Source organism: Herbaspirillum sp. C7C8 (assembly GCF_022627875.1).
Lineage (GTDB): Bacteria > Pseudomonadota > Gammaproteobacteria > Burkholderiales > Burkholderiaceae_D > Herbaspirillum.
The window spans coordinates 257,890-278,106 of record NZ_JABXGG010000005.1; the positions used below are offsets into that span (position 1 = coordinate 257,890).

Sequence of the window (20,217 nt, forward strand, 5' to 3'; positions counted from 1 at the left end):
CGACTGGCTCTGGTCTTACTGCTTCTTCTCGGACTTGCTTTCGTAACGCTTGCTCCACTCGGTCAGGATGCGGTCGCGGTTGGTGCTGGCCCAGGTGAAGTCGTTCTTGATCAGGCGCTTCTCATAGTCGGCCGGCAGCAGTGCATCCGGCTTGGCCACGCCGGGAACGGCGACCACGGCGAAGTTCTTTTCATACAGGGCCATGGCATCCTTGCTGGCCGAGAAGTCGGCCAGCTTCTTGGCGGCTTCCAGGTTCTTGGTACCCTTGACGATGGCGGTGGCTTCGATATCCCAGCCCAGACCTTCGGAGGGCAGGATCACGTCGATCGGGGCGCCTTCCTTCTTGGTCTTGACGGCGCGGTACTCGAAGGCGATACCGATGGGGAATTCACCTGTCGCGGCCTGCTTGCAGGGCTTGGAGCCGGAGTGGGTGTACTGGCCGATGTTCTTGTGCAGGGCGTCCATGTAGGCCCAGCCTTTTTCTTCACCCATCATCTGCAGCCAGGCCGAGACATCCAGGTAGCCGGTCCCCGAAGAAGCCGGATTGGGCATCACGATCTTGCCGGCATAGACCGGCTTGGTCAGGTCAGCCCAGGAGGTCGGCTTGGGCAGGCCCTGCTTTTGTGCTTCCACGGTATTGAAGCAGATCGCCGAAGCCCACACGTCCATGCCGACCCAGGCCGGCGGATTGGCGGCGCTGCGGTACTTGGCATCGATGGCCGAGAGGCCGTGCGGGGCGTAGGGCGTCAACATGCCTTCCTTGTCCAGCAGGGCCAGGCTGGTGGCAGCCAGGCCCCAGATCACGTCGGCCTGCGGGTTGGCCTTCTCGGCCAGCAGCTTGGCCGTGACGATGCCGGTGGAGTCGCGCACCCACTTGATCTCGATGTCCGGATTGGCCTTCTGGAACGCGGCCTGGTAAGCCTTGATCTGGTCGGCTTCGAGGGCGGTGTAGACGGTCAGCGTGGTGGCGGCGTGGGCCTGGGCCGAGAACAGCATGCCGGCGCCGATCAGCGATGCGAGCAGGGAAAACAGCTTGGTTTTTTTCATGATGGCCTTCGTCTGTGAATGGCTGGGTTGAAAACGCGTCGAGGACGCTAGGTGGGGAAATCGTGGCGTAGTCAGTCCGGTTCAGTGGGCGCGGCCCCGGCGCCAGGCCTGGGCCCGCGCCAGCCAGCCGCTGCCGGCCAGGTGCATGAGCAGCGAGGCCAGCGCCGAGCTCAGCAGGATGAGCGTGGACATGGCCGCCGCCGGACCGACGTCGCCGGCATCATCCATGTTGAGTACCGCCACCGAGGCCAGCACCGTATCGGGGCGATACAGGAAGATCACCGCCGATACCGTGGTCATCGAGGACACGAACAGGTAGCGGAAGATCTCCAGCATCTGCGGCAGGCACAGCGGTACGGTCACGCGCAGGAAGGTCTGCAGCAGTGGCACCTTCAGCGACAGCGAGGCGGCCTCGAATTCCGGATCGAGCTGTTTGAGGGCGGTGACGGCGCTCAGGTGCGCCGTGGTGTAAAAGTGCACGATGCAGCACAGCACCAGCAGTGTCATCGTCCCGTAGAGGAAGTTGAACGGATTGGCCGGATGGTTGAAGAAGAGCAGGCTGCCCAGGCCCAGCACCAGGCCGGGCACGGCCATGGGCAGGAAGCACAGCATGCGCAGCAGGGGCGAGAGCCAGCGCTGGCCGCGCGTCTTTTCCATCAGCCAGGCACCGGTGAAGATGACCACGGTGCCAGCCACGCTGGTGCCGCAGGCCAGTCTCAGACTGTTCCAGTAGGCCAGCCAGCCGCCGCCATCCATGTTGTCGAAGTCGTAGTGCTGCCAGGTCAGCTGCAGGTTGTAGGGCCACAGCTTGACCACCGACGCTCCCATGGCGACCACGATCATCATCAGGATGGCCGCAGCGATGAGCGCCACCGCCAGCAGGTTCAGGCCATCGCGGCGCCAGTCGGGACGCGGTATGTAGGCTTCCGAACGGCTGCTCATGGTGGCGCGCTGGCGGCGCTGCAGCCAGGCGTCCAGGGCGAAGGTCAACAGGGCCGGCACCAGCAGCAGCAAGCCGATCAGCGCACCGCGCCCGAACTGCTGCTGACCGACCACGGCCTTGTAGGCTTCCACGGCCAGCACGCTGTAGGCGCCACCGGTGATCTTGGGCACGCCGAAGTCGGTGATGGTGAGCGTGAAGACCAGACACAGCGCACCAAAGATGCCATAGCGCGTGGTCGGCAGGGTGACCGTGGTGAAGACGCGCCAGCGCGAGGCGCCCATGGCATGGGCCGCATCGTAGAGGCGACCGTCGGCCTGCGACAGCGCCGACAGCAGGATCATCATGGCATGCGGGAAGGTGTAGAACACTTCACCCAGCAGGATGCCCCAGAAGCCGTAGATGCTGCCATCCATCCATTCCTTGAACAGTCCCTGATTCCCGAACAGGTAGATCAGCGCGATGCCCGGCAACAGCGACGGGGCCAGCAGCGGCAACAGGCCGATGCCGCGCCACAGGCCCTTGCAGGGAATGCAGCTGCGCTGCAGGGCGTAGGCGAACACATAGGCCAGCGGCACCGTGACCACGGCGGTGACTGCCGAGACCCACAGGCTGCGTCCCAGCAGCGGCAGGAAATTGATATTGGCAAACAGGGCCACGAAGGGCTGGATACCGGCCCAGTTACCTTCGGGCGTGAGAACCGCCTGCGCCAGGATGAACAACAGGGGGCCGCCCAGACCAAGCGAAAGCAGCACCAGCAAGAGCCATTTCAATGCGCCCGGCAGCCACTGGCTGCGGTCGGTGCCGGCGCGGCCGGCCTGTGCCGTGGCGGGCAGGGTCTGGTCGAGTGCCATGGCAGTCAGTGAGCGGGCAGGGGGCAGGGAAGATTGCATCGTCATGAATGTTGCGGCTCAGGCAAAGACCCGCAGTGCCTGGCGCGGCAAGGCCACCCACAGATCGTCGTGTGCCGACAGGGCGGTCAGGCGCTCGTGCGAATCGCCGCTGACGTCGGCCAGCAGGGTCTGGCCCGGCAGCGCATCCGCTGACAAGGCCAGGCGGTAGCGGTGCCCGAGATAGATGCGATCGACCACACGCGCCCGGAAGCGGTTGGCACAGTCTTCGGTGGCGAACAGTTCCACGGCCTCGGGGCGGCAGAACAGGCGGCCGCTTTGCAGCTCCGCTTCTTCGGGACGCACTTCGAGGCGCAAGGCCCCCACGGTGACCTGCGACCCCGAGATGCGCGAAAACGGCAACCAGTTGGCATGACCGATGAAGTCCGCCACGAAAGGTGTGGCCGGACGGCGGTAGATCTCGGCGGGCGTGCCGAACTGCTCGATGCGCCCGTGCTGCATGACGGCGATGCGGTCGGCCATGACCATCGCTTCTTCCTGGTCATGCGTGACCATGAGGGTGGTGATGCGGAACTGCTTTTGCAGGCGGCGGATTTCCAGTTGCAGGTGTTCGCGTACCTGCGCATCCAGTGCCGAAAGCGGTTCATCGAGCAACAGCAGTGAAGGCGACGGCGCCAGCGCACGCGCCAGAGCCACGCGCTGCTGCTGGCCGCCGGACAGCTGGCCGGGATACTTGGACTGACTGCCGTCCAGGCCGACCATGGCCAGCATCTCCGTGACGCGCGCCTGGCGTGCCTGGCGCTTCATATTGCGCAGGCCATAGGCGACGTTGTCGGCCACGGTCAGATTCGGAAACAGGGCATAGGACTGGAACAGAATGCCGTAATCGCGCGATTGCGGCGGCAGACCGGAAATGTCCCGACCGGCGGCCACGAGCTGGCCGGCGTCCTGGCGCTCCAGCCCGGCGATGGTGCGCAGCAGGGTGGTCTTGCCGCAGCCCGACGGGCCCAGCAGGCAGACCATCTCTCCCCGGTGCACTTCCAGCGACACCCCGTCCAGCGCGGTAAAGGCCCCGAAGCGTTTTTCGATACCGCGTACCGACAGGAAACGCTCGCCGGCATCGGCATCATCAGGCGGACAAACCGGCATCGCGAGGGCGGCGGCGCAAGAGGGTGTGGGCATCATCTCGGAAGGTGTCTGGCTGGCTCGTGGTTTTGCCCAAACGCAGCGCCCATGCGGGCTTGCGCCTGACGGGCCGACCCGTTCAAAGGCAAGCGGATGGTACGGGCCTAATATGACTGCTGGATGACACCCCCTGCTGTGATAGCGGACTGGAATCCTTGCTATAGATTGAAGCTATGGATCGGCCTTCGGGCTCTCGCGGCGGGGGAATCCGCGGCGGAAATGACTGTCCAAATTTGGTCAGATCCTTCATTGACGCCGTACGGCGGGTGAAGCAAGATCATTCAGTCCTTTGGAGGAGCAAATGAACAAAAACGGCAAGCCCGGGCGGCGACCCGGGATGCGGCTGGCGATGTCAGGCGTGGGCGTGGCCGCCATGCTGGCGGCCTGCTCGGCGCCGGAGAGCACCCAGCAGGAGCGTGACGCACTGGCACGCGCCCTGATCGAGCAGAAGAAGACCACCGAAGACGCCACCTCCACCGCCACCACCGTGGAGGGCTACAAGGTCGACCTGGCCAGGCGCATTTCCCAGGTCAATTTCACCAGTGTCTACATAGAGCGCCCGCAAGCCTTGCTGCGCTCGGTGATCGTCATCAAGTACGTGGTGGATGGTGAGGGAAACCTGGTCAGGAGCGAGATCCTGCGCAGCAACCGCGACAAGCACGCCGAGGCCAGCGCCCTGGGCAGCCTGAAAACCGCGGCGCCCTTTCCCAAGCCGCCACCGGCGCTGCTCAAGCAGGGCCGTATCGAACTCTCGGAGAGCTGGCTGTTCAACAACGATGGCCGTTTCCAGTTGCGCAGCGTGGCGCTGGCCCAGATGGACCGATAGCGGTTCCCGGCAAAGATGCCTGCCGGCATTGGCATGTGTATAATGTCGCGCGAGCATGACGGTGTGCGTTGTGTCTCCCGGGCCTGACGGGCCTGCGCCGGATCAGGGCGAACGCGAGTTCGCCTTTTTTCTTATCGGCGCGCGCCAGCGGCAGTCTTCGCTGATCCCCGCTGTCCTTCATTGACCAGATCGTTTATTGATTGGCTATACATGTTTGATTTCATTCGTACTCACCAGCGCCTGATGCAGTTCCTGCTGCTGCTGTTCATCTTCCCGTCGTTCGCCTTCTTCGGCCTGGAGGGTTACAGCCGCCTGACCGACGACAGCGGCGTGGCCAAGGTGGCCGGCCAGACCATCACCAAGGAAGAGTGGGATGCCGCGCATCGCCAGCAGCTCGAACGCATGCGCCAGGTGTATGGCAATCAGTTCGACAGCAAGATCTTCGATAGCCCGCAGGCGCGCCGCGCCATCCTCGACAACCTGATCGCCCAGCGCGCCCTGGGCGCCGAGGTGGTGGCCAGCAAGCTGGTGGTGCCGGACCAGGTACTGCAGCAAAGCATCCTGCAGATTCCCGGCCTGACCAAACCGGACGGGACCTTCGACAATGAGCATTACCGCGTGCTGCTGGCCGCGCAGGGCATGACCCAGAAGTCCTACGAAGCCGGCCTGCGCCGCGAAATGGCCGTGCAGCAGTTGAATGCTGCCATCCAGAGCACCGCTTTCGCGCCCAGGACCGTGGCCGAGAACCTGTCCAACCTGAACGATCAGGAACGTACCGTCCAGATGCTCAACTTCAAGCCGGACAGCTACGCCAGCCAGGTCAAGGTGACCGACGACATGCTCAAGGCCTACTACGACAAGAACACCGCCCGTTTCGAGACCCCGGAACAGGCCGACATCGAGTACGTGGTCCTGGATGCGGCGGCCGTGGCTGCCCAGGCCACTGTCACCGATGACGATATCAAGTCCTACTACGAGCAGAACCAGAAGCAGTACGCCACCGAAGAACAGCGTCGCGCCAGCCACATCCTGATCACCGTCAAGAAGGATGCCTCGGCGGCCGACAAGGCTGCAGCCAAGAGCAAGGCCGATGCTCTGGTGGCGCAGCTGCGCAAGAATCCGGGTGACTTTGCCAAGCTGGCCAAAGCCAATTCGCAGGACCCCGGCTCGGCCGCCAACGGTGGCGACCTCGGTTACTTCAGCCGCGACGCCATGGTCAAACCCTTCGCCGATGCCGCCTTCAGCCTGAAGCAGGGCGAGATCAGCGATCCGGTGGAGTCCGACTTCGGCTATCACGTCATCGAGGTGACCGGCATCAAGCCGGCGTCGGTCAAGCCGCTGGAATCGGTCAAGGCCGAGATCGGTGCCGACATCAAGAAGCAGATCGCCGCCAAGAAGTATTCGGACATGGCCGACCAGTTCAACAACCTGGTCTATGAAAACGCCGACAGCCTCAAAGCCGTCTCCGACAAGCTCAAGCTGAAGATCCAGACCGCCTCCGGCGTGACCCGCCTGCCCAACCCGGCAGCCGGTGCGGCACCCTACAACAATGCCAAGTTCCTGAGCGCACTGTTCACCGACGACGTGATCAAGGGCAAGCACAACACTGAAGCCGTGCAGACCGCTCCCAACACCCTGGTGGCCGCGCGCATGACCAGCTACAAGCCGGTGTCCAAGCGCCCGTTCGAGGAAGTCAAGGCGGAGGTGCAGAAGGACGTGGTGGCAGCCGAAGAGCAATCCCTGGCAGTGAAGGCGGGCCAGGAACGCCTGGCCCAGCTGCAGGCCAAGGATGATGCCAGCGGCTTCAGCGAGCCCAAGGTGGTGTCCCGCGTGAAGTCCGACGGCTGGACCCAGGAAGCCTTCAACGCCGTCATGAAGGCCGATACCGCCAAGCTGCCGGTCTACGTGGGCGCCGAGACGCGCGGCCTGGGCTACCAGATCTACCGTATCACCAAGGTGGAACAGCCCAAGACCGTCGACACCGCACGTCGCAAGGCCGAACAGGAGCAGATCACCGCCGCCTTGTCGCAGCAGGATGCCCTGGGCTACCTGGACTACCTGCGCGAGAAGGCCAAGACCAAGCTGCTCAAGGGGGCTGCTGCGGTGAGCGCGGATGATGCTGCCAAGTGAGCGCCAAGTGAGCTAATCGCACGGCCCGCCGTGGGGCAGCCAGTGCAAGGAGCGCACCGGGATCGTGAATCGGTGCGCTGTGCTGCCCCAGCACGGGGAGTTGTCGGCATGACCGCCACAATTTGCTAAAAAATTTACACAGGCCGCTTTTCCAGCGGCCTTTTTTGTTTCATCATGGACACCGGCGCTGCATTCGAGCGGGATGCAACAGGGAGCCGGCACCGGGGAATCCGCTTCAATTCTTCCATCGTCTGTTGGCGTTTCGTCAGCTTTCCACCGTGTGGGAACATGCAGCTTTTGTGCTGTCGAGATGAAATTCCTGTCATCCGCACGTCATGTTGCGCCGTTTCGGAAACAAACGGCTGCCGTACAAGTTGTCGCTTTCTCCAGTCGACATTCGAAAAGCATCGCAGGGGGTATTTCCACGAGGAGTGCTTCCGATGCGAGACTTGCCCTGAATACGACCCAGTTTTTATGCCTGCCCCAGTCCTGATCATTCGCACCGGAGATGCCAATCCTTCCCTCAAGACCAACTATGGTGGCTATGTCGACCAGATAGGCTGCGCTGCCGGTCTGTGCCGTACCGAGATCGAAGTGGTGACCGTCTATGAAGGCGAGCGCCCGTCCTGCCCGCGCAGTTACCGCGCGGTTTTCATTACCGGTTCACCGGCCATGGTGACTGACAAGGAAGACTGGAGCGAGCGCACTGCCGAATGGATTCGCGACGCTGCCGAACTGGACACGCCCATGTTCGGCATCTGTTATGGCCACCAGTTGCTGACCCATGCCTTTGGCGGCGAAGTCGGCTACAACCCGGCCGGCCGCGCCGCCGGCACCATGCACGTGAGGACGCTGGAATGCTGTCGCCAGGATGAGTTGCTGGGCGTGCTGCCGGACGAATTCCCGGCCCACATGCTGCACATGCAGTCGGTGCTGCGTCCGCCCAAGGACGCCATCGTCATGGCCCGCTCGCCGATGGACCCGCACCACGTCATCAAGCACAAGCACAACGTCTATTCGACGCAGTTCCATCCCGAGTTCTCGCCCGAGTTCGTGCGCGCCCATCTGCATTACTACGCCGATATCTACCGTGGCTGCGGCATCGATGCACAGGCGCTGTGCGAGAAGGTCAGCGAGACGCCGCAATCGGCCGGGCTGCTGCGACGCTTCCTGGCGTTGTACGCGCGGCATTGAACAGGCGCTGATGATCCTTGACGCTGTCAGGCCGGGCGCCCCCAAGCCTGAAGCTGTCCTACCCACTCGCTGAATGCGGGACATTTGACGCGAATGGTGTCTATCCCGATGGATTCTGCGATCAGCGGCCCATGTTCCGTCTTGGAATAGCTGCCCTCAGGGAAGATGCGCAGGATGCGCTTGGAGGGGGCAGTTTCGCTGCTGTTGTTGATGTCTTCCGGGCTGGCAAATGCTGCGCTCACGGCGGTCAACTGTTGCTTGACCTGCTCATTCCAGCCATCCTCCACCCAGGCAAACTGTTCAGGATCGCTGAACAACAAGCCCTCGAACTCGTACATCTGCACGTACGGCAACACGAAGCGTGGATCGTAGCCTGAGGTAGTGGCAACCCCAGCGCGGATAGCAGCCTCCAGCTGAGCGCGACTAAGCCCGTCGCGATCCTGGAACCCGTAGAAGTCGACCAGTGTCGTGATGCGGTCGGTCTGGTGATATTGGTGCGACATGAACCTGGCCAGGCGTTCCACCGTGACGCGCCCACCCCGGTGATTTCCGGAGGGCGATTGCAGCAAGGATGGGAACGCCTGTACCTGGCTGGCCAGCAGATAGGGGGCCAGGCAGGACTTGACGAACTGCACCTCGGTCTGCCCCTCGCACACAATGCAGACACGGATCATCCCATGCCTCCGACGGCCTGTTTGAGCCAGATGTCAGAGAGCTGATATTCATCGTCCAGCCACTCCTGGTATTGCTCGCGCGGCAAATTGCACAACTTCGTTTCGCCCTCATTGGCGCTGGCGACGATGATGTTTTCGAGCTCGAAGCAATCGACCAGGTAAGGGGATTGGGTGGCAATGAAGATTTGCCGTGTCTTGGCCAGGCGCTTGAACATTTCCGCCACCAGTGTGACGGCGTGCGGGTGCAGGCCCAACTCGGGCTCATCGAAGAGCATGATGTCCGGCAGGCGATTGGGCGGCAGATTGAGCAAGGTCAACAGGCAAAACAGCCGCAACGATCCGTCCGAGGTCAGGTGAGACCCGAAGATCTTGTCACTATGACGTCCGATCCAGCGCAACAGGACTTTGCCGGCTTCCGCCTCCAGCACGAAGTCCTTGAAGGCGGGCAACACGCGGCTGATTTGCCGGGTGATCAATTCGTAGCGCTTGCTGTCCGTATTGCACAGGTCCAGCAAGACGGCCGCGAGATTGCCGCCATCCGGGCGCAGGCGGAATGAATCGGTCACATCCCAGCGATTGTGGATCGCCGCATTGATGGAGGTGTCATGAAACTGATAAGTGGCGCACTGGCGAAGCAGATCGACAATGGTAGTGGCCGCTTCGTCCTTCTGCTCCAATAAATTGGATTGCTTGCCTACCGTTCCGATGTCAGTCCACTTCGCCTTGGTCGGGGCGCCGTGGGCGGCGTAACGATAGGCTTCGTTCATGACCATGACCGAATCGCCGGCCGAGAGATGGGCCAGTTCAAATCGATAGTCGATCTGTCCCATGTCCGTTTCCAGGCACAGTTCGGCATGGATACGTGGCGTCTTGCGCGCACCCATGAAAAACTGGTCGTCGCCGCCGCCCTGGCGCAACACGAACTCCTGCAAGCTTCTGGACTTGACCATCCAGCTCAACATCTCGAAGAAGCGAATCAGCGTGGACTTGCCCGCGCCATTGGCACCGATCAACACGGTCAGCGGCGGCAGCTCCAGATGCTCAATGTTGTTGAGGCTGCGAAAGCCTTCGATGGTAATCGAACGGATCCGGCTGGTCTTTCGTGGTGGGTGGGGCACGGTCATTCAAACATCCTCCGTCCGGGCGTCGAAAAAGAGCGATAGGATAGTGCAAAAGTCCGATACGGGGCGAGTGCTTTCGGCGCAGAGCGCCGAAAGCTACTTCAGTCCCAGCAGCGGCTTGAGATGCGGCCAGACATTGTCCAGCAGCCTGGGCTGCGCCTGTTCATTGGGATGAATGCGATCAGCCTGGAACTGTGAGAGATCGGCCGCGATCCCCTCGAAGAAGAACGGCACCAGCGCCACCTTGTTGCTCTTGGCCAGCTCCTGGTACATCGCCGCGAAACGGTGCGTGTAGTCGGGGCCGTAATTGGGTGGAATCTGCATCCCCACCAGCAGTACCTTGGCCTTTTGCTGGTGCGCCAGATCGATCATGGCTTGCAGGTTGTCCTGGCTGGTCTTGAGCGGCAGGCCGCGCAGGGCGTCGTTGGCGCCCAGTTCGATCACCACGACGGCTGGCTTGTGCTGCGCCATCAGCGGCGGCAGGCGGTTGCGCCCGCCGATGGTGGTGTCGCCGCTGATGCTGGCATTGACCACCTGGTAATCCAGCTTGTTCTGCTGCAGCCGCTTCTGCAGCAGGCCGGTCCAGCCGGTGCCGCGCTGCAGGCCATATTCGGCGGACAGGCTGTCACCGAGCACGAGCAGGTTTTTTGGGGCAGAATAAGCGCTCGTCGCCGCTACCATCAGCACGACGCCCGCCAGCAGACGCAACACCGCGCCCACCAGCCCGTTGCGCCGCGCACCTGTCCCGGACCCACTTGCCCGATTGCCCTGCATGCCCGCTTCCGCTCCCGCCAGTTCTGCCGTCATTGCCGCCATTGAAGTCCTTCAGTTGTCCAAACATGTTGCCGATGTGGCCGCTCCATCCGGTCGCCTGACCATCCTGAGCGACATCGATTTTACCGTGGCCGCCGCAACCACGGTGGCCATCGTCGGCGCTTCCGGTTCCGGCAAGTCGACCCTGCTAGGCCTGCTGGCTGGACTGGATACGCCCAGCGCAGGTTCCGTACGCCTCGATGGCGAAGACATCTACGCCCTCGATGAAGATGGCCGGGCGCTGTTGAGGAAGCGCAAACTGGGCTTCGTGTTTCAGTCCTTCCAGCTGCTAGGACACCTCAATGCCCTGGAAAACGTGATGCTGCCGCTGGAACTGCGCGGTGACAACCAGGCGCGGGCCAAGGCGCAAGAGATGCTGGGTCGCGTGGGCCTGGGCAGCCGCCTGAAGCATTATCCCAAATACCTCTCCGGCGGCGAGCAGCAGCGCGTGGCGCTGGCACGCGCCTTTGTGACCGAACCGCCCCTGCTGTTTGCCGATGAACCGACCGGCAGCCTCGATGCGGCTACCGGCGAATCGGTCATCCAGCTGATGTTTGAACTGAACCGCGAGCGCGGCTCCACGCTGGTGCTGGTGACCCATGACCCCGGCATTGCCGCCCGTTGCGAGCGCACCCTGACCATTGCCGCCGGGCGGCTGGTGCAGGACTGATTAGACGGACTCCATCGGATCGGCCGGCGGCAGCGGGTGCGCGCGCTTGTGTTCGATGTAGGCGATGCCGATCCCGCTGGCGCAGATGATGGCGATGCCCAGGACCGTGATCTGGTCCGGGAATTGCCCGAAGACCAGCCACCCCATGCCGCAGGCCGAGATGATCTGGGCATAGAAGAAGGGCGTCAGCACCGAGGCTTCGGCATGCCGGTAGGCCGAGTTCTGCAGGAAGTGGCCGATGGTGCTGGTGATGCCGGTGGAGACCAGGATCGCCAGTTCCACCATCGTGGGCGCATGACTGGTCCAGAAGAAGGGCACCAGCAGCGTGGAGACGATGCTGCCCACCAGCGCGCCATAAAACAGCGTCACCATCGGGTTATCGGCCTGGCTGGCCTTGCGGTTGAGGATGGACAGCATGGCCTGGGTGAAGGCCGAGACCAGGCCCAGCGCCACGCCATAGGGCGGGATGTCGCCACTGGGGCGAATCACGATGAGCATGCCCGTAAATCCGATCAATACCGCAATCCAGCGCGACAGATAGCTGCGTTCGCCCAGCAGCCACGGCGAGATGGCCAGCACGATCAGCGGTGCGCAAAAATTCATGGCCGTGCCCTCGGCCAATGGCACGATCTTCAGTACCGAAAAGAAAATCAGCGTCGACGCCAGCAGCAGCGCACCCCGTCCCAATTGCAGTCCGAGCCGGTTGGACTGCAGGATGCTGCGCCCGTGACGGCGCCGGTACAAGGGCGCCAGCGTGGCCGCCATGAAGAACAGATTGATGGTGTAGCGCATCCAGGCAATCATCACCACGTGATACCCCGCCAGGGCCAGCAGCTTGCCGGCGGTATCGAGCAGTGACAGTGTCCACAGCCCCGAAATCAGGAACAGGATACCCAGCTTATGGCTGGGGGCGATGCGTGGGTAGGGCAGGACGGCGCTGGACATGGTCTCGGAGAATCTGGTTGAAGACGGCACGGATGGCCGGGATGAATTCACTGGCGGTCAGCCCCACCGGCCCCTGTCCTGCCGCCACCAACTGGTCGGCGGCGGCGCCGTGGATCCAGGTGGCGGCCAGGGCGGCCGACGCGGTCGGCCAGCCCTGCGCCAGCAAGGCCCCGCACAATCCCGAGAGCACGTCGCCGGTACCGGCGGTGGACAGCGCCGGATTGCCGCTGGGGTTGATGGCGATCTCGCCATCGGGGAAGGCGATGACCGTGCCCGCCCCCTTGAGCACGGTGATGGCATTGAACTGCCGGGCCAGCAGCCGCGCCGCCTGCGGGCGGTCCTGCTGGATCTGCTGGGTGGTGCTGTCGAGCAGGCGGGCGGCCTCCAGTGGATGGGGCGTGATGATGCTGCACGGCTGCGTACCGCGCTGGCTGCGGCGGTGCAGCTTGTGCTGCAGCGTGGGTTCGGCCGAGATCAGATTGAGGGCATCGGCATCGACGACGATATTGGCTTCGCTGTCGAGGGCGCGCGCCAGGATGTCATGCGCATGGCGCGAGGTGCCCATGCCGGGGCCGACTACCAGGGCCGCGCTGGCGCCGAATTCCACCCGGTCGGCCAGGCGGAACATCAGTTCGGGGTGCTTGTCGTCATAGGCCGGTCCCTCGTCCACGAAGGCCACATAGACCCGTCCGGCCCCGCCAAAAGCTGCCGTGCGCGCCGCCAGTACCGGCGCACCGGCCATGCCGCGCGCACCGCCCACCACGATCACATCGCCATAGCTGCCTTTGTGGCTGTTGTTGGCGCGCGGCTTGAGCGCGGTGGCAAAACTTTGCGGACCATTGAGGAAGGCGCGCGCCGGGGGGAGCAGCGCCGCGTCGATGTCCAGTGGCTCGACCACGATCTGGCCGCTGTGGTCACTGCCGTCACAGGTATGCAGACCGGGCTTGTCGCCGATGAAGCTCAGGGTATGCGTGGCCTGGACGGCCACACCCTCGCGGCCGCCCACGATGCTGCCGGTGTCGGCATTGAGTCCGCTGGGGACATCGATGGACAGCACCGGGCAGCGCAAGCTGTTGACGTACTCGATGATGGGGCGCAAGGCTGGTCCGGGCGGACGCGCCAGGCCGATGCCGAACAGCCCGTCGATCACCAGGGCCCAGGAGTGCGCCCGCAGCGGCGCATCGCCATGGCCTTCGATGAACTGGATTTCCGCTTCGCGGGCACGCGCCAACGCCCGGCGCGCATCGGCGGGCTGGCGGCTTTCGTCGGCATGCAGCTGCACGCTCACTTCGATGCCGGCTTCTTCCAGCAGGCAGGCCGCTTCCAGCGCATCGCCACCATTGTTGCCGGGGCCGGCCAGGATCAGCACCGCCGGCGAAGAGGCCGTGGCCGAACACAGCAACTGCTGGGCTTGCTCGGCAATGGCGGCGCCGGCGCGCTGCATCAGGGTGTAAGGGGGCAGGGCGGACAGGGCCGCTTGTTCAACCTGGCGGATCTCGGCAACGGTATGGAGCGCGCTCATGATCGGGGTGGCGGGGACGTTGAGTGGATGGGCGTCAGTGCAGCGAGAAGACCGCTGGAACACCGCGCAAGGTCGGCGCTGGAGAGCCAAGTGCAGAAAAATTCACACGCTCAGGCGCTGGTTACGCGGGTGCTTGATTTTAAGTGAATTGTTCTGTCCGTGCAGGCCCTTGCGCGATCTTTATCGATGAAAAGAAGGCACGCGACCAGGGCCGCAGCAGACGGCAGAGACAGCCTGCTCAGGCCAGTACGTCGCGCGGCAGCAAGCCCTCGGCGGCAATCTCGGTCTGGTCGCCGCTGACCAGGTCAGCCAGCAGGCGCGCCGAACCCACGCTGGCGGCCCAGCCGGTGGCACCATGGCCGACGTTGACGAAGACATTGCCATGCCGGGTCGGCCCGACCACGGGCAGGCCGTGCGGCAAGAGCGCCATGGTATTGCTCCAGAAATGCGCCTGGTTGTAGTTGGCCGCATTGGGGTAATAGTCGCCGGCGATCTTGAGCAGGTTGCGCAGGGCCTTGGGCGGCAGGGTCTGACCCGGCGGCACGAAGCCCAGCAGGCCGCTGATGCGGATGCGTCCGCCCAGGCGTGTCATGGCGACCTTGTAGCTGTCGTCATAGAGCGCCATGCTGGGGGCATCATCCGGATTCTTGACCGGCACCAGCGCCGAATAGCTTTGTACCGCCCGCAGCGGCAGGGCGGTATCAAGCGGGCGCAAGAGCTCGGCGCTGGACATGCCGGCGGCCACCACCACGGCATCGACCCGCATCTGCGAGGCCAGATGGGGCGAGTTCACGCTCAGCGCCAGGCGGCCACCGAATTCGGCGTCGATGGCCGTCACGGTGGAGTCGAAATGGAAACTCACCCCCAGCTCCTGGGCCGCATTGCGCATCTGCTTGGCAAAGAGCACGCAGTTGCCGGCCATGTCCTCAGGATAGTAGAGCGCGCCGGAGAGTGTCGCTTCCGAGGAAAAGGCCGGTTCCAGCGCGCGGATGCCGGCGGCGTCCAGCGCCTGGTGCTTGAACTCGCATTCTTGCGCGGCTTGCTGCAAATGCGTCATGCGCGCCGCCTCGGAGGGATGGCGGAAGAGGTGGAAGACGCCCTGGCCGTTTTCATTGTCCAGGTTGTGGTGGGCCTGCAATTGCAGCACCAGGCTCTGGCCGTAGGCCGACAGGCGCGTCAGGCGCAGCTTGTTCTGGGCAAAGTGGTGGTGCAGGGCCTGGCGCGTGGCGCGCATCCAGCGCCGACGACCGAAATCGGCACCGGGGGCCAGCAGCACGCGTGGCTCATCGCGGAAGCGGCAGGCGAAGGTTGCCATGGCACCCGGCAAGGTCAGCGGCATGGCCGCGCCCGGGGCCAGCAGGCCGGCGTCACCGAAGGTGGCTTCCTCGGCCACATGCGCACGGCGTTCGATGACGGCCACTTCATAGCCCTTCGCGGCCAGGAAGTAGGCGCTGCAAATCCCTGAAAGTCCCCCGCCGATGATGGCGATCTGTCGTTGTGTACTGTTCACTCTATTCGTCTTGGAAGCGGTCTGGCCGCTGTGGTCATGGGCATCGGGCAGTGGCTCGGGCGCCTCTTGCACCTGCTCTGGCAGGGGCCGATGCGGGCCGAATGATACCGCGAAATATCGCTGTCGTTTGGATATTGCCGCAGTGCTACATATCGACCTGCCACCGACTGAAGCGAACTGCTCTCCAGAGGGACAACGCTCGGTGCTGCGGCTGCGATGACAACAGGCCCCGGTCAAGTGCGTCAATCCCCACCAAAGGGCAGGCCAGGCCATCCATCTTGCCGCTACAGGCCGCCACAGGCAGGCTTGCGGGCCGGCTCGCTTTGCACGGGACTTGGCGCGGTGTCCACGGTATAATGCCGGCTTTGCCAGCAAACGCGCGCACGATCCATCATCTCGCCAGTCTCCGACCTGCACGATTTTTCCTTGTGCAATGCGTCATTCGGGGCGGCCGGTGTCGGTGGACCGGTCCCTGCCGCGATGCTGCGACGGTTTTCCCGATTCAAGCTAACTGCCTCGACCTCGCCATGCTGATCCTGCCGGGCTCCAATGCCCTTTCCGCTTTCCGTACCCAACGCCTTCTGAGCCAATTGCAAGCCGTGGATGCCGCCATCACCGGCGTGTGCGGCCGCTACCTGCATTTCGTCGACGCCAAGGCCCTGACGCAAGAGGATGAGGCCCGCCTCAACGGCCTGCTGACCTATGGCGACCCCTTCAACGGCAGCGACGAGGGCGATGCCTTCGTGGTGATTCCGCGTTTCGGCACCATCTCGCCCTGGGCCAGCAAGGCCACCGACATCGTGCGCAATTGCGGTATGGGTCACATCCACCGCGTGGAGCGCGGCATCATCTTCCGCGTGCAGGTCAAGACGGGCCTGTTGGGCGGAGCCAAGAAGCTCAATGAAGCCAGCATTGCGGCCGTGGCCGCGCTGCTGCATGACCGCATGACCGAGACCGTGCTGCGTGATCCGCAGGACGCTGCCGGCTTGTTCACGGAGCTGCAAGCCAGGCCGCTGGAGTCGGTCGACGTGATCGGCGGCGGCCGTGCCGCGCTGGAACGCGCCAACACCGAACTGGGCCTGGCCCTGTCGGATGACGAGATCGATTACCTGGTGGACGCCTTCACCAAGGCCCAGCGCAACCCCACCGACGTCGAACTGATGATGTTCGCCCAGGCCAACAGCGAACACTGCCGCCACAAGATCTTCAACGCCGACTGGACCATCGATGGTGAGAAGCAGGACAAGTCGCTCTTCGGCATGATCAAGAACACCCACCAGCTGGCGCCCAAGGGCACCGTGGTGGCCTATTCGGACAACTCCTCCATCATCGAGGGAGCCACCGTCTCGCGCTTCTACCAGCGCGGCGCTACCAAGGGCAACGTCTATGAAGCCTCCGACGAGCTGACCCACATCCTGATGAAGGTGGAAACCCACAATCACCCGACCGCGATTTCCCCCTTCCCGGGCGCTTCCACCGGCGCTGGCGGCGAGATCCGCGATGAAGGCGCGACCGGCCGTGGCTCCAAGCCCAAGGCCGGCCTGACTGGCTTCACCGTCTCCAACCTGATGGTCACCCACGCCGTGCAACCCTGGGAAAACGCCCGTGACGTGGCCCAGCCGGTGGACCAGCGCGATGAACACGCCCAGGGCGGCATCTACGGCAAGCCCGAGCGCATCGCTTCGCCCCTGCAGATCATGATCGACGGCCCGCTCGGTGGCGCGGCCTTCAACAACGAATTCGGCCGTCCCAACCTGGGCGGTTACTTCCGCACCTACGAGCAGAACGTGGGCGGCCAGGTCATGGGCTATCACAAGCCCATCATGATCGCCGGCGGCATGGGCAACATCTCGGCCAAGCACACCAAAAAGAACGACCTGCCGGTCGGTAGCCTGCTGATCCAGCTGGGCGGTCCCGGCATGCGCATCGGCATGGGCGGTGGCGCTGCCTCCTCGATGGCCACTGGCGTGAACACCGCCGACCTGGATTTCGACTCGGTCCAGCGCGGCAACCCGGAAATGGAGCGCCGCGCCCAGGAAGTCATCAACGCCTGCTGGGCGCTGGGTGACGACAACCCCATCCAGTCCATCCACGATGTGGGGGCGGGCGGCCTGTCCAATGCCTTCCCGGAAATCACCAACGACGCCAAGCGCGGTGCAATTTTTGACCTGCGCAAGGTGCCGCTGGAAGAAAGCGGCCTGGCCCCGCGCGAGATCTGGAGCAATGAATCCCAGGAGCGTTACGTGCTGGCCATCCTGCCGGAACACCTGGAACTGTTCCAGTACCTGTGCGAACGCGAGCGCGCACCCTTCGCCGTGGTCGGTACCGCCACCGAAGAACGCCAGCTGAAGGTGATCGACCCCGAGCACAACAACAACCCGGTCGACATGCCCATGGACGTGCTGCTGGGCAAGCCGCCCAAGATGCACCGTGACGTGCAGCACGTGCAAAAGCAGTTGCCGCCGGTGGACCTGACCGGCATGGACCTGGTGGAGGTGGCCCAGCGCGTGCTGCGCCTGCCGGCCGTGGCCGACAAGTCTTTCCTGATTACCATCGGTGACCGCAGCGTCGGCGCCATGACCGTGCGCGACCAGATGGTCGGCCCCTGGCAGGTGCCGGTGGCCGACGTGGCCGTGACCGCCATGGGCCTGGAAGGCTATCGCGGCGAAGCCATGGCCATGGGCGAGCGCACCCCGCTGGCCGTGATCGACGCCCCGGCCTCGGGCCGCATGGCCGTCGGTGAAGCCATCACCAACATTGCTGCCGCACCGATTGCCGAAATCGGCGACATCAAGCTCTCGGCCAACTGGATGGCGGCCTGCGGCCAGCCTGGCCAGGATGCCGCGCTGTTCGATACCGTCAAGGCCGTGGGCATGGAACTGTGCCCGGCGCTGGGCATGTCGATCCCCGTCGGCAAGGATTCCCTGTCCATGCGCAGCACCTGGAGCGATGAAGAGGGTGCCAAGTCGGTGACTTCGCCGGTCTCGCTGATCGTTTCCGGTTTCGCACCGGTGACCGACGTGCGCCGCGTGCTGACCCCGCAACTGCGCAAGGACAAGGGCGACACCGTCCTCATCCTGATCGACCTGGGCCGTGGCAAGAACCGCATGGGTGCCTCGGCGCTCACGCAAGTCATGCAGCAGATCGGCAACGAGACCCCCGATGTGGATAGCGCCGAAGACCTGAAGGCCTTCTTCAACGCCATTCAGCAACTCAACACCGAAGACCGCCTTCTGGCCTACCATGACCGCTCCGATGGTGGCCTGTATGCGACCCTGGCCGAAATGGCCTTTGCAGGTCATACCGGCATCTCGGTCAACCTCGACATCCTGACCATGGAAGCCGAGCACGCCGCCGACTGGGGCGATTCCAAGAACTGGACCACGCAAGTAGCCGAGCGCCGCAATGAACTGACCCTGCGCGCGCTGTTCAGCGAAGAGCTGGGCGCCGTGATCCAGGTCCCGGCCGAGCAGAAGTCGGAGGTCATGAACGTGCTGCGCAGCTACAACCTGGGCGCGTGCAGCCACATCATCGGCAAGCCCAATGACCGCGACGTGATCGAATTCATGCGCGATGCCAAGAACATCTACAGCCAGCCGCGCGCCGAGCTGCATCGCGTCTGGAGCGAGACCAGCTGGCGCATCGCCCGTCTGCGCGACAACCCGGCCTGCGCCGATGCCGAATACGATCGCCTGCTGGATGCAGCCGATCCCGGCATGACGCCCAAGCTGACGTTCGATCCGCAGGAAGACATCGCCGCACCCTACCTGTCGCTGGGCGCAGCCGCCCGTCCCAAGGTCGCCATCCTGCGCGAGCAGGGCGTGAACTCGCACATCGAGACCGCCTATGCCATGCACAAGGCCGGCTTCACCGCCGTGGACGTGCACATGAGCGACCTCATCGCCAATCGCGCCAAGCTGGATGACTTCAAGGGCTTCATCGCCGTGGGCGGTTTCTCCTACGGTGACGTGCTGGGCGCTGGCGAAGGCTGGGCCAAGACCATCCTGTTCAACGCGCAGCTGGCCGAACAGTTCTCGCGCTTCTTCCAGCGCCAGGACACCTTCTCGCTGGGTATCTGCAACGGTTGCCAGATGATGAGCAATCTGAAGTCCATGATCCCGGGCGCCGAAGCCTGGCCCAAGTTCACCCGCAACAAGTCCGAGCAGTTCGAGGCGCGTTTCGTGATGGTGGAAGTGGCCGATTCGCCGTCCATCTTCATGCAGGGCATGGCCGGTACCCAGGCACCGATTGCCACCGCCCACGGAGAAGGTTTTGCCGACTTCTCCCAGACCGGTGACATCGACCGTGCCATCATCGCCATGCGCTACGTCGACCATCGCGGCGCAGCCACCGAAGCCTATCCGTTCAACCCCAACGGTTCGCCCCAGGGCATCACCTCGGTGACCACTCCGGATGGTCGCTTCACGGTCCTGATGCCGCACGCCGAACGCGTCTTCCGCACCGTGACCCAGTCCTGGCACCCGGAGTCGTGGGGCGAGGATTCGCCATGGATGCGCATGTTCCGCAATGCCCGCAAGTGGGTGGGTTGAGCCTGAAATGGCTTGAGATGAAGTTTCCTGTTTCGATTGCCCGCTACGGCGGGTACTCGGGCAGGGGCTGAAAAAGCCAGGTGAAAAAAAACGCAGTTCCGAAAGGAACTGCGTTTTTTGTTTCTGCAGTCGTTCCGGACTCGTTCCGGACTCGCTCAGCGCCAGCCAAAAAACAACATGCCCGAGGGTCGGCCGGGATTCTGGAAATTTTTGCAGGAATGATGTTAAATCATTGATTT

General features: G+C 63.7%; 14 protein-coding genes. 5 read left to right on the forward strand and 9 right to left on the reverse strand.

What is annotated here, in order from left to right; translation table 11 throughout:
- Positions 1-15: 15 nt before the first annotated feature.
- From HWE01_RS09080 to HWE01_RS09090, 3 genes are all read right to left on the reverse strand, one after another.
- Positions 16-1,047 carry a putative 2-aminoethylphosphonate ABC transporter substrate-binding protein gene (locus HWE01_RS09080; RefSeq protein ID WP_241821574.1) on the reverse strand — a complete coding sequence of 344 codons (1,032 nt, stop codon included), beginning with the start codon at positions 1,045-1,047 and terminating at the stop codon, positions 16-18.
- 81 nt (positions 1,048-1,128) lie between these two features.
- The gene (locus HWE01_RS09085) at positions 1,129-2,886 is read right to left on the reverse strand and encodes a putative 2-aminoethylphosphonate ABC transporter permease subunit (RefSeq protein WP_241821575.1); all 1,758 of its coding nucleotides are present in this window, start codon (positions 2,884-2,886) and stop codon (positions 1,129-1,131) included.
- A 12-nt stretch (positions 2,887-2,898) separates the two neighbouring features.
- The gene (locus HWE01_RS09090) at positions 2,899-3,987 is read right to left on the reverse strand and encodes a putative 2-aminoethylphosphonate ABC transporter ATP-binding protein (RefSeq protein ID WP_008328548.1); all 1,089 of its coding nucleotides are present in this window, start codon (positions 3,985-3,987) and stop codon (positions 2,899-2,901) included.
- A 373-nt stretch (positions 3,988-4,360) separates the two neighbouring features.
- Here HWE01_RS09090 and HWE01_RS09095 point away from each other — a divergent pair, with 373 nt between their 5' ends.
- From HWE01_RS09095 to HWE01_RS09105, 3 genes are all read left to right on the forward strand, one after another.
- Positions 4,361-4,849 (forward strand): hypothetical protein, encoded by a 489-nt coding sequence (locus tag HWE01_RS09095; protein WP_008328549.1) that lies wholly within the window; start codon positions 4,361-4,363, stop codon positions 4,847-4,849.
- Positions 4,850-5,059: 210 nt separating this feature from the next.
- Positions 5,060-6,979: a SurA N-terminal domain-containing protein gene (locus HWE01_RS09100; RefSeq protein ID WP_241821576.1), complete on the forward strand. Its 1,920-nt coding sequence runs from the start codon at positions 5,060-5,062 to the stop codon at positions 6,977-6,979.
- A 474-nt stretch (positions 6,980-7,453) separates the two neighbouring features.
- Entirely contained in the window at positions 7,454-8,173 is a 720-nt protein-coding gene (locus HWE01_RS09105) for a glutamine amidotransferase (protein WP_008328552.1), read from the forward strand.
- Positions 8,174-8,199: 26 nt separating this feature from the next.
- Here HWE01_RS09105 and HWE01_RS09110 read toward each other — a convergent pair whose 3' ends face one another.
- The 3 genes from HWE01_RS09110 to HWE01_RS09120 all read right to left on the reverse strand — a co-directional run bounded on the left by HWE01_RS09110 (position 8,200) and on the right by HWE01_RS09120 (position 10,649).
- Positions 8,200-8,847, reverse strand: coding sequence for a DUF4276 family protein (locus tag HWE01_RS09110; protein WP_241821577.1), 648 nt, complete (start codon positions 8,845-8,847; stop codon positions 8,200-8,202).
- Positions 8,844-9,971: an AAA family ATPase gene (locus HWE01_RS09115; RefSeq protein WP_241821578.1), complete on the reverse strand. Its 1,128-nt coding sequence runs from the start codon at positions 9,969-9,971 to the stop codon at positions 8,844-8,846. The genes HWE01_RS09110 and HWE01_RS09115 overlap by 4 nt, the downstream gene beginning before the upstream one ends.
- A 93-nt stretch (positions 9,972-10,064) precedes the next feature.
- Positions 10,065-10,649, reverse strand: a complete 585-nt coding sequence (locus HWE01_RS09120) for an arylesterase (protein WP_283817511.1) — start codon at positions 10,647-10,649, stop codon at positions 10,065-10,067.
- Positions 10,650-10,740: 91 nt separating this feature from the next.
- Between HWE01_RS09120 and HWE01_RS09125 the strand changes: the two genes are divergently transcribed.
- Entirely contained in the window at positions 10,741-11,451 is a 711-nt protein-coding gene (locus HWE01_RS09125; RefSeq protein ID WP_034350281.1) for an ABC transporter ATP-binding protein, read from the forward strand.
- Here the strand turns inward: HWE01_RS09125 and HWE01_RS09130 are convergent, their stop codons facing one another.
- The 3 genes from HWE01_RS09130 to HWE01_RS09140 form a co-directional block, all read right to left on the reverse strand.
- Positions 11,452-12,396, reverse strand: coding sequence for a DMT family transporter (locus tag HWE01_RS09130; protein WP_008328555.1), 945 nt, complete (start codon positions 12,394-12,396; stop codon positions 11,452-11,454).
- Complete coding sequence (locus tag HWE01_RS09135) at positions 12,350-13,918, reverse strand: NAD(P)H-hydrate dehydratase (protein ID WP_241821579.1); 1,569 nt, start codon at positions 13,916-13,918, stop codon at positions 12,350-12,352. The genes HWE01_RS09130 and HWE01_RS09135 overlap by 47 nt, the downstream gene beginning before the upstream one ends.
- 238 nt (positions 13,919-14,156) lie before the next feature.
- Positions 14,157-15,428, reverse strand: a complete 1,272-nt coding sequence (locus tag HWE01_RS09140; RefSeq protein WP_241821580.1) for an FAD-dependent oxidoreductase — start codon at positions 15,426-15,428, stop codon at positions 14,157-14,159.
- Positions 15,429-15,955: 527 nt separating this feature from the next.
- Here HWE01_RS09140 and purL point away from each other — a divergent pair.
- Entirely contained in the window at positions 15,956-19,978 is a 4,023-nt protein-coding gene (purL, locus tag HWE01_RS09145; protein ID WP_241821581.1) for a phosphoribosylformylglycinamidine synthase, read from the forward strand.
- Positions 19,979-20,217: the final 239 nt, after the last annotated feature.

Bases quoted from the DNA above. Each gene is read 5' to 3' on its own strand.
- HWE01_RS09080 (WP_241821574.1), bottom strand. From the start codon at position 1,047: ATGAAAAAAACCAAGCTGTTTTCCCTGCTCGCATCGCTGATCGGCGCC.
- HWE01_RS09085 (WP_241821575.1), bottom strand. From the start codon at position 2,886: ATGACGATGCAATCTTCCCTGCCCCCTGCCCGCTCACTGACTGCCATG.
- HWE01_RS09090 (WP_008328548.1), bottom strand. From the start codon at position 3,987: ATGCCGGTTTGTCCGCCTGATGATGCCGATGCCGGCGAGCGTTTCCTG.
- HWE01_RS09095 (WP_008328549.1), top strand. From the start codon at position 4,361: ATGCGGCTGGCGATGTCAGGCGTGGGCGTGGCCGCCATGCTGGCGGCC.
- HWE01_RS09100 (WP_241821576.1), top strand. From the start codon at position 5,060: ATGTTTGATTTCATTCGTACTCACCAGCGCCTGATGCAGTTCCTGCTG.
- HWE01_RS09105 (WP_008328552.1), top strand. From the start codon at position 7,454: ATGCCTGCCCCAGTCCTGATCATTCGCACCGGAGATGCCAATCCTTCC.
- HWE01_RS09110 (WP_241821577.1), bottom strand. From the start codon at position 8,847: ATGATCCGTGTCTGCATTGTGTGCGAGGGGCAGACCGAGGTGCAGTTC.
- HWE01_RS09115 (WP_241821578.1), bottom strand. From the start codon at position 9,971: ATGACCGTGCCCCACCCACCACGAAAGACCAGCCGGATCCGTTCGATT.
- HWE01_RS09120 (WP_283817511.1), bottom strand. From the start codon at position 10,649: ATGGTAGCGGCGACGAGCGCTTATTCTGCCCCAAAAAACCTGCTCGTG.
- HWE01_RS09125 (WP_034350281.1), top strand. From the start codon at position 10,741: ATGCCCGCTTCCGCTCCCGCCAGTTCTGCCGTCATTGCCGCCATTGAA.
- HWE01_RS09130 (WP_008328555.1), bottom strand. From the start codon at position 12,396: ATGTCCAGCGCCGTCCTGCCCTACCCACGCATCGCCCCCAGCCATAAG.
- HWE01_RS09135 (WP_241821579.1), bottom strand. From the start codon at position 13,918: ATGAGCGCGCTCCATACCGTTGCCGAGATCCGCCAGGTTGAACAAGCG.
- purL (WP_241821581.1), top strand. From the start codon at position 15,956: ATGCTGATCCTGCCGGGCTCCAATGCCCTTTCCGCTTTCCGTACCCAA.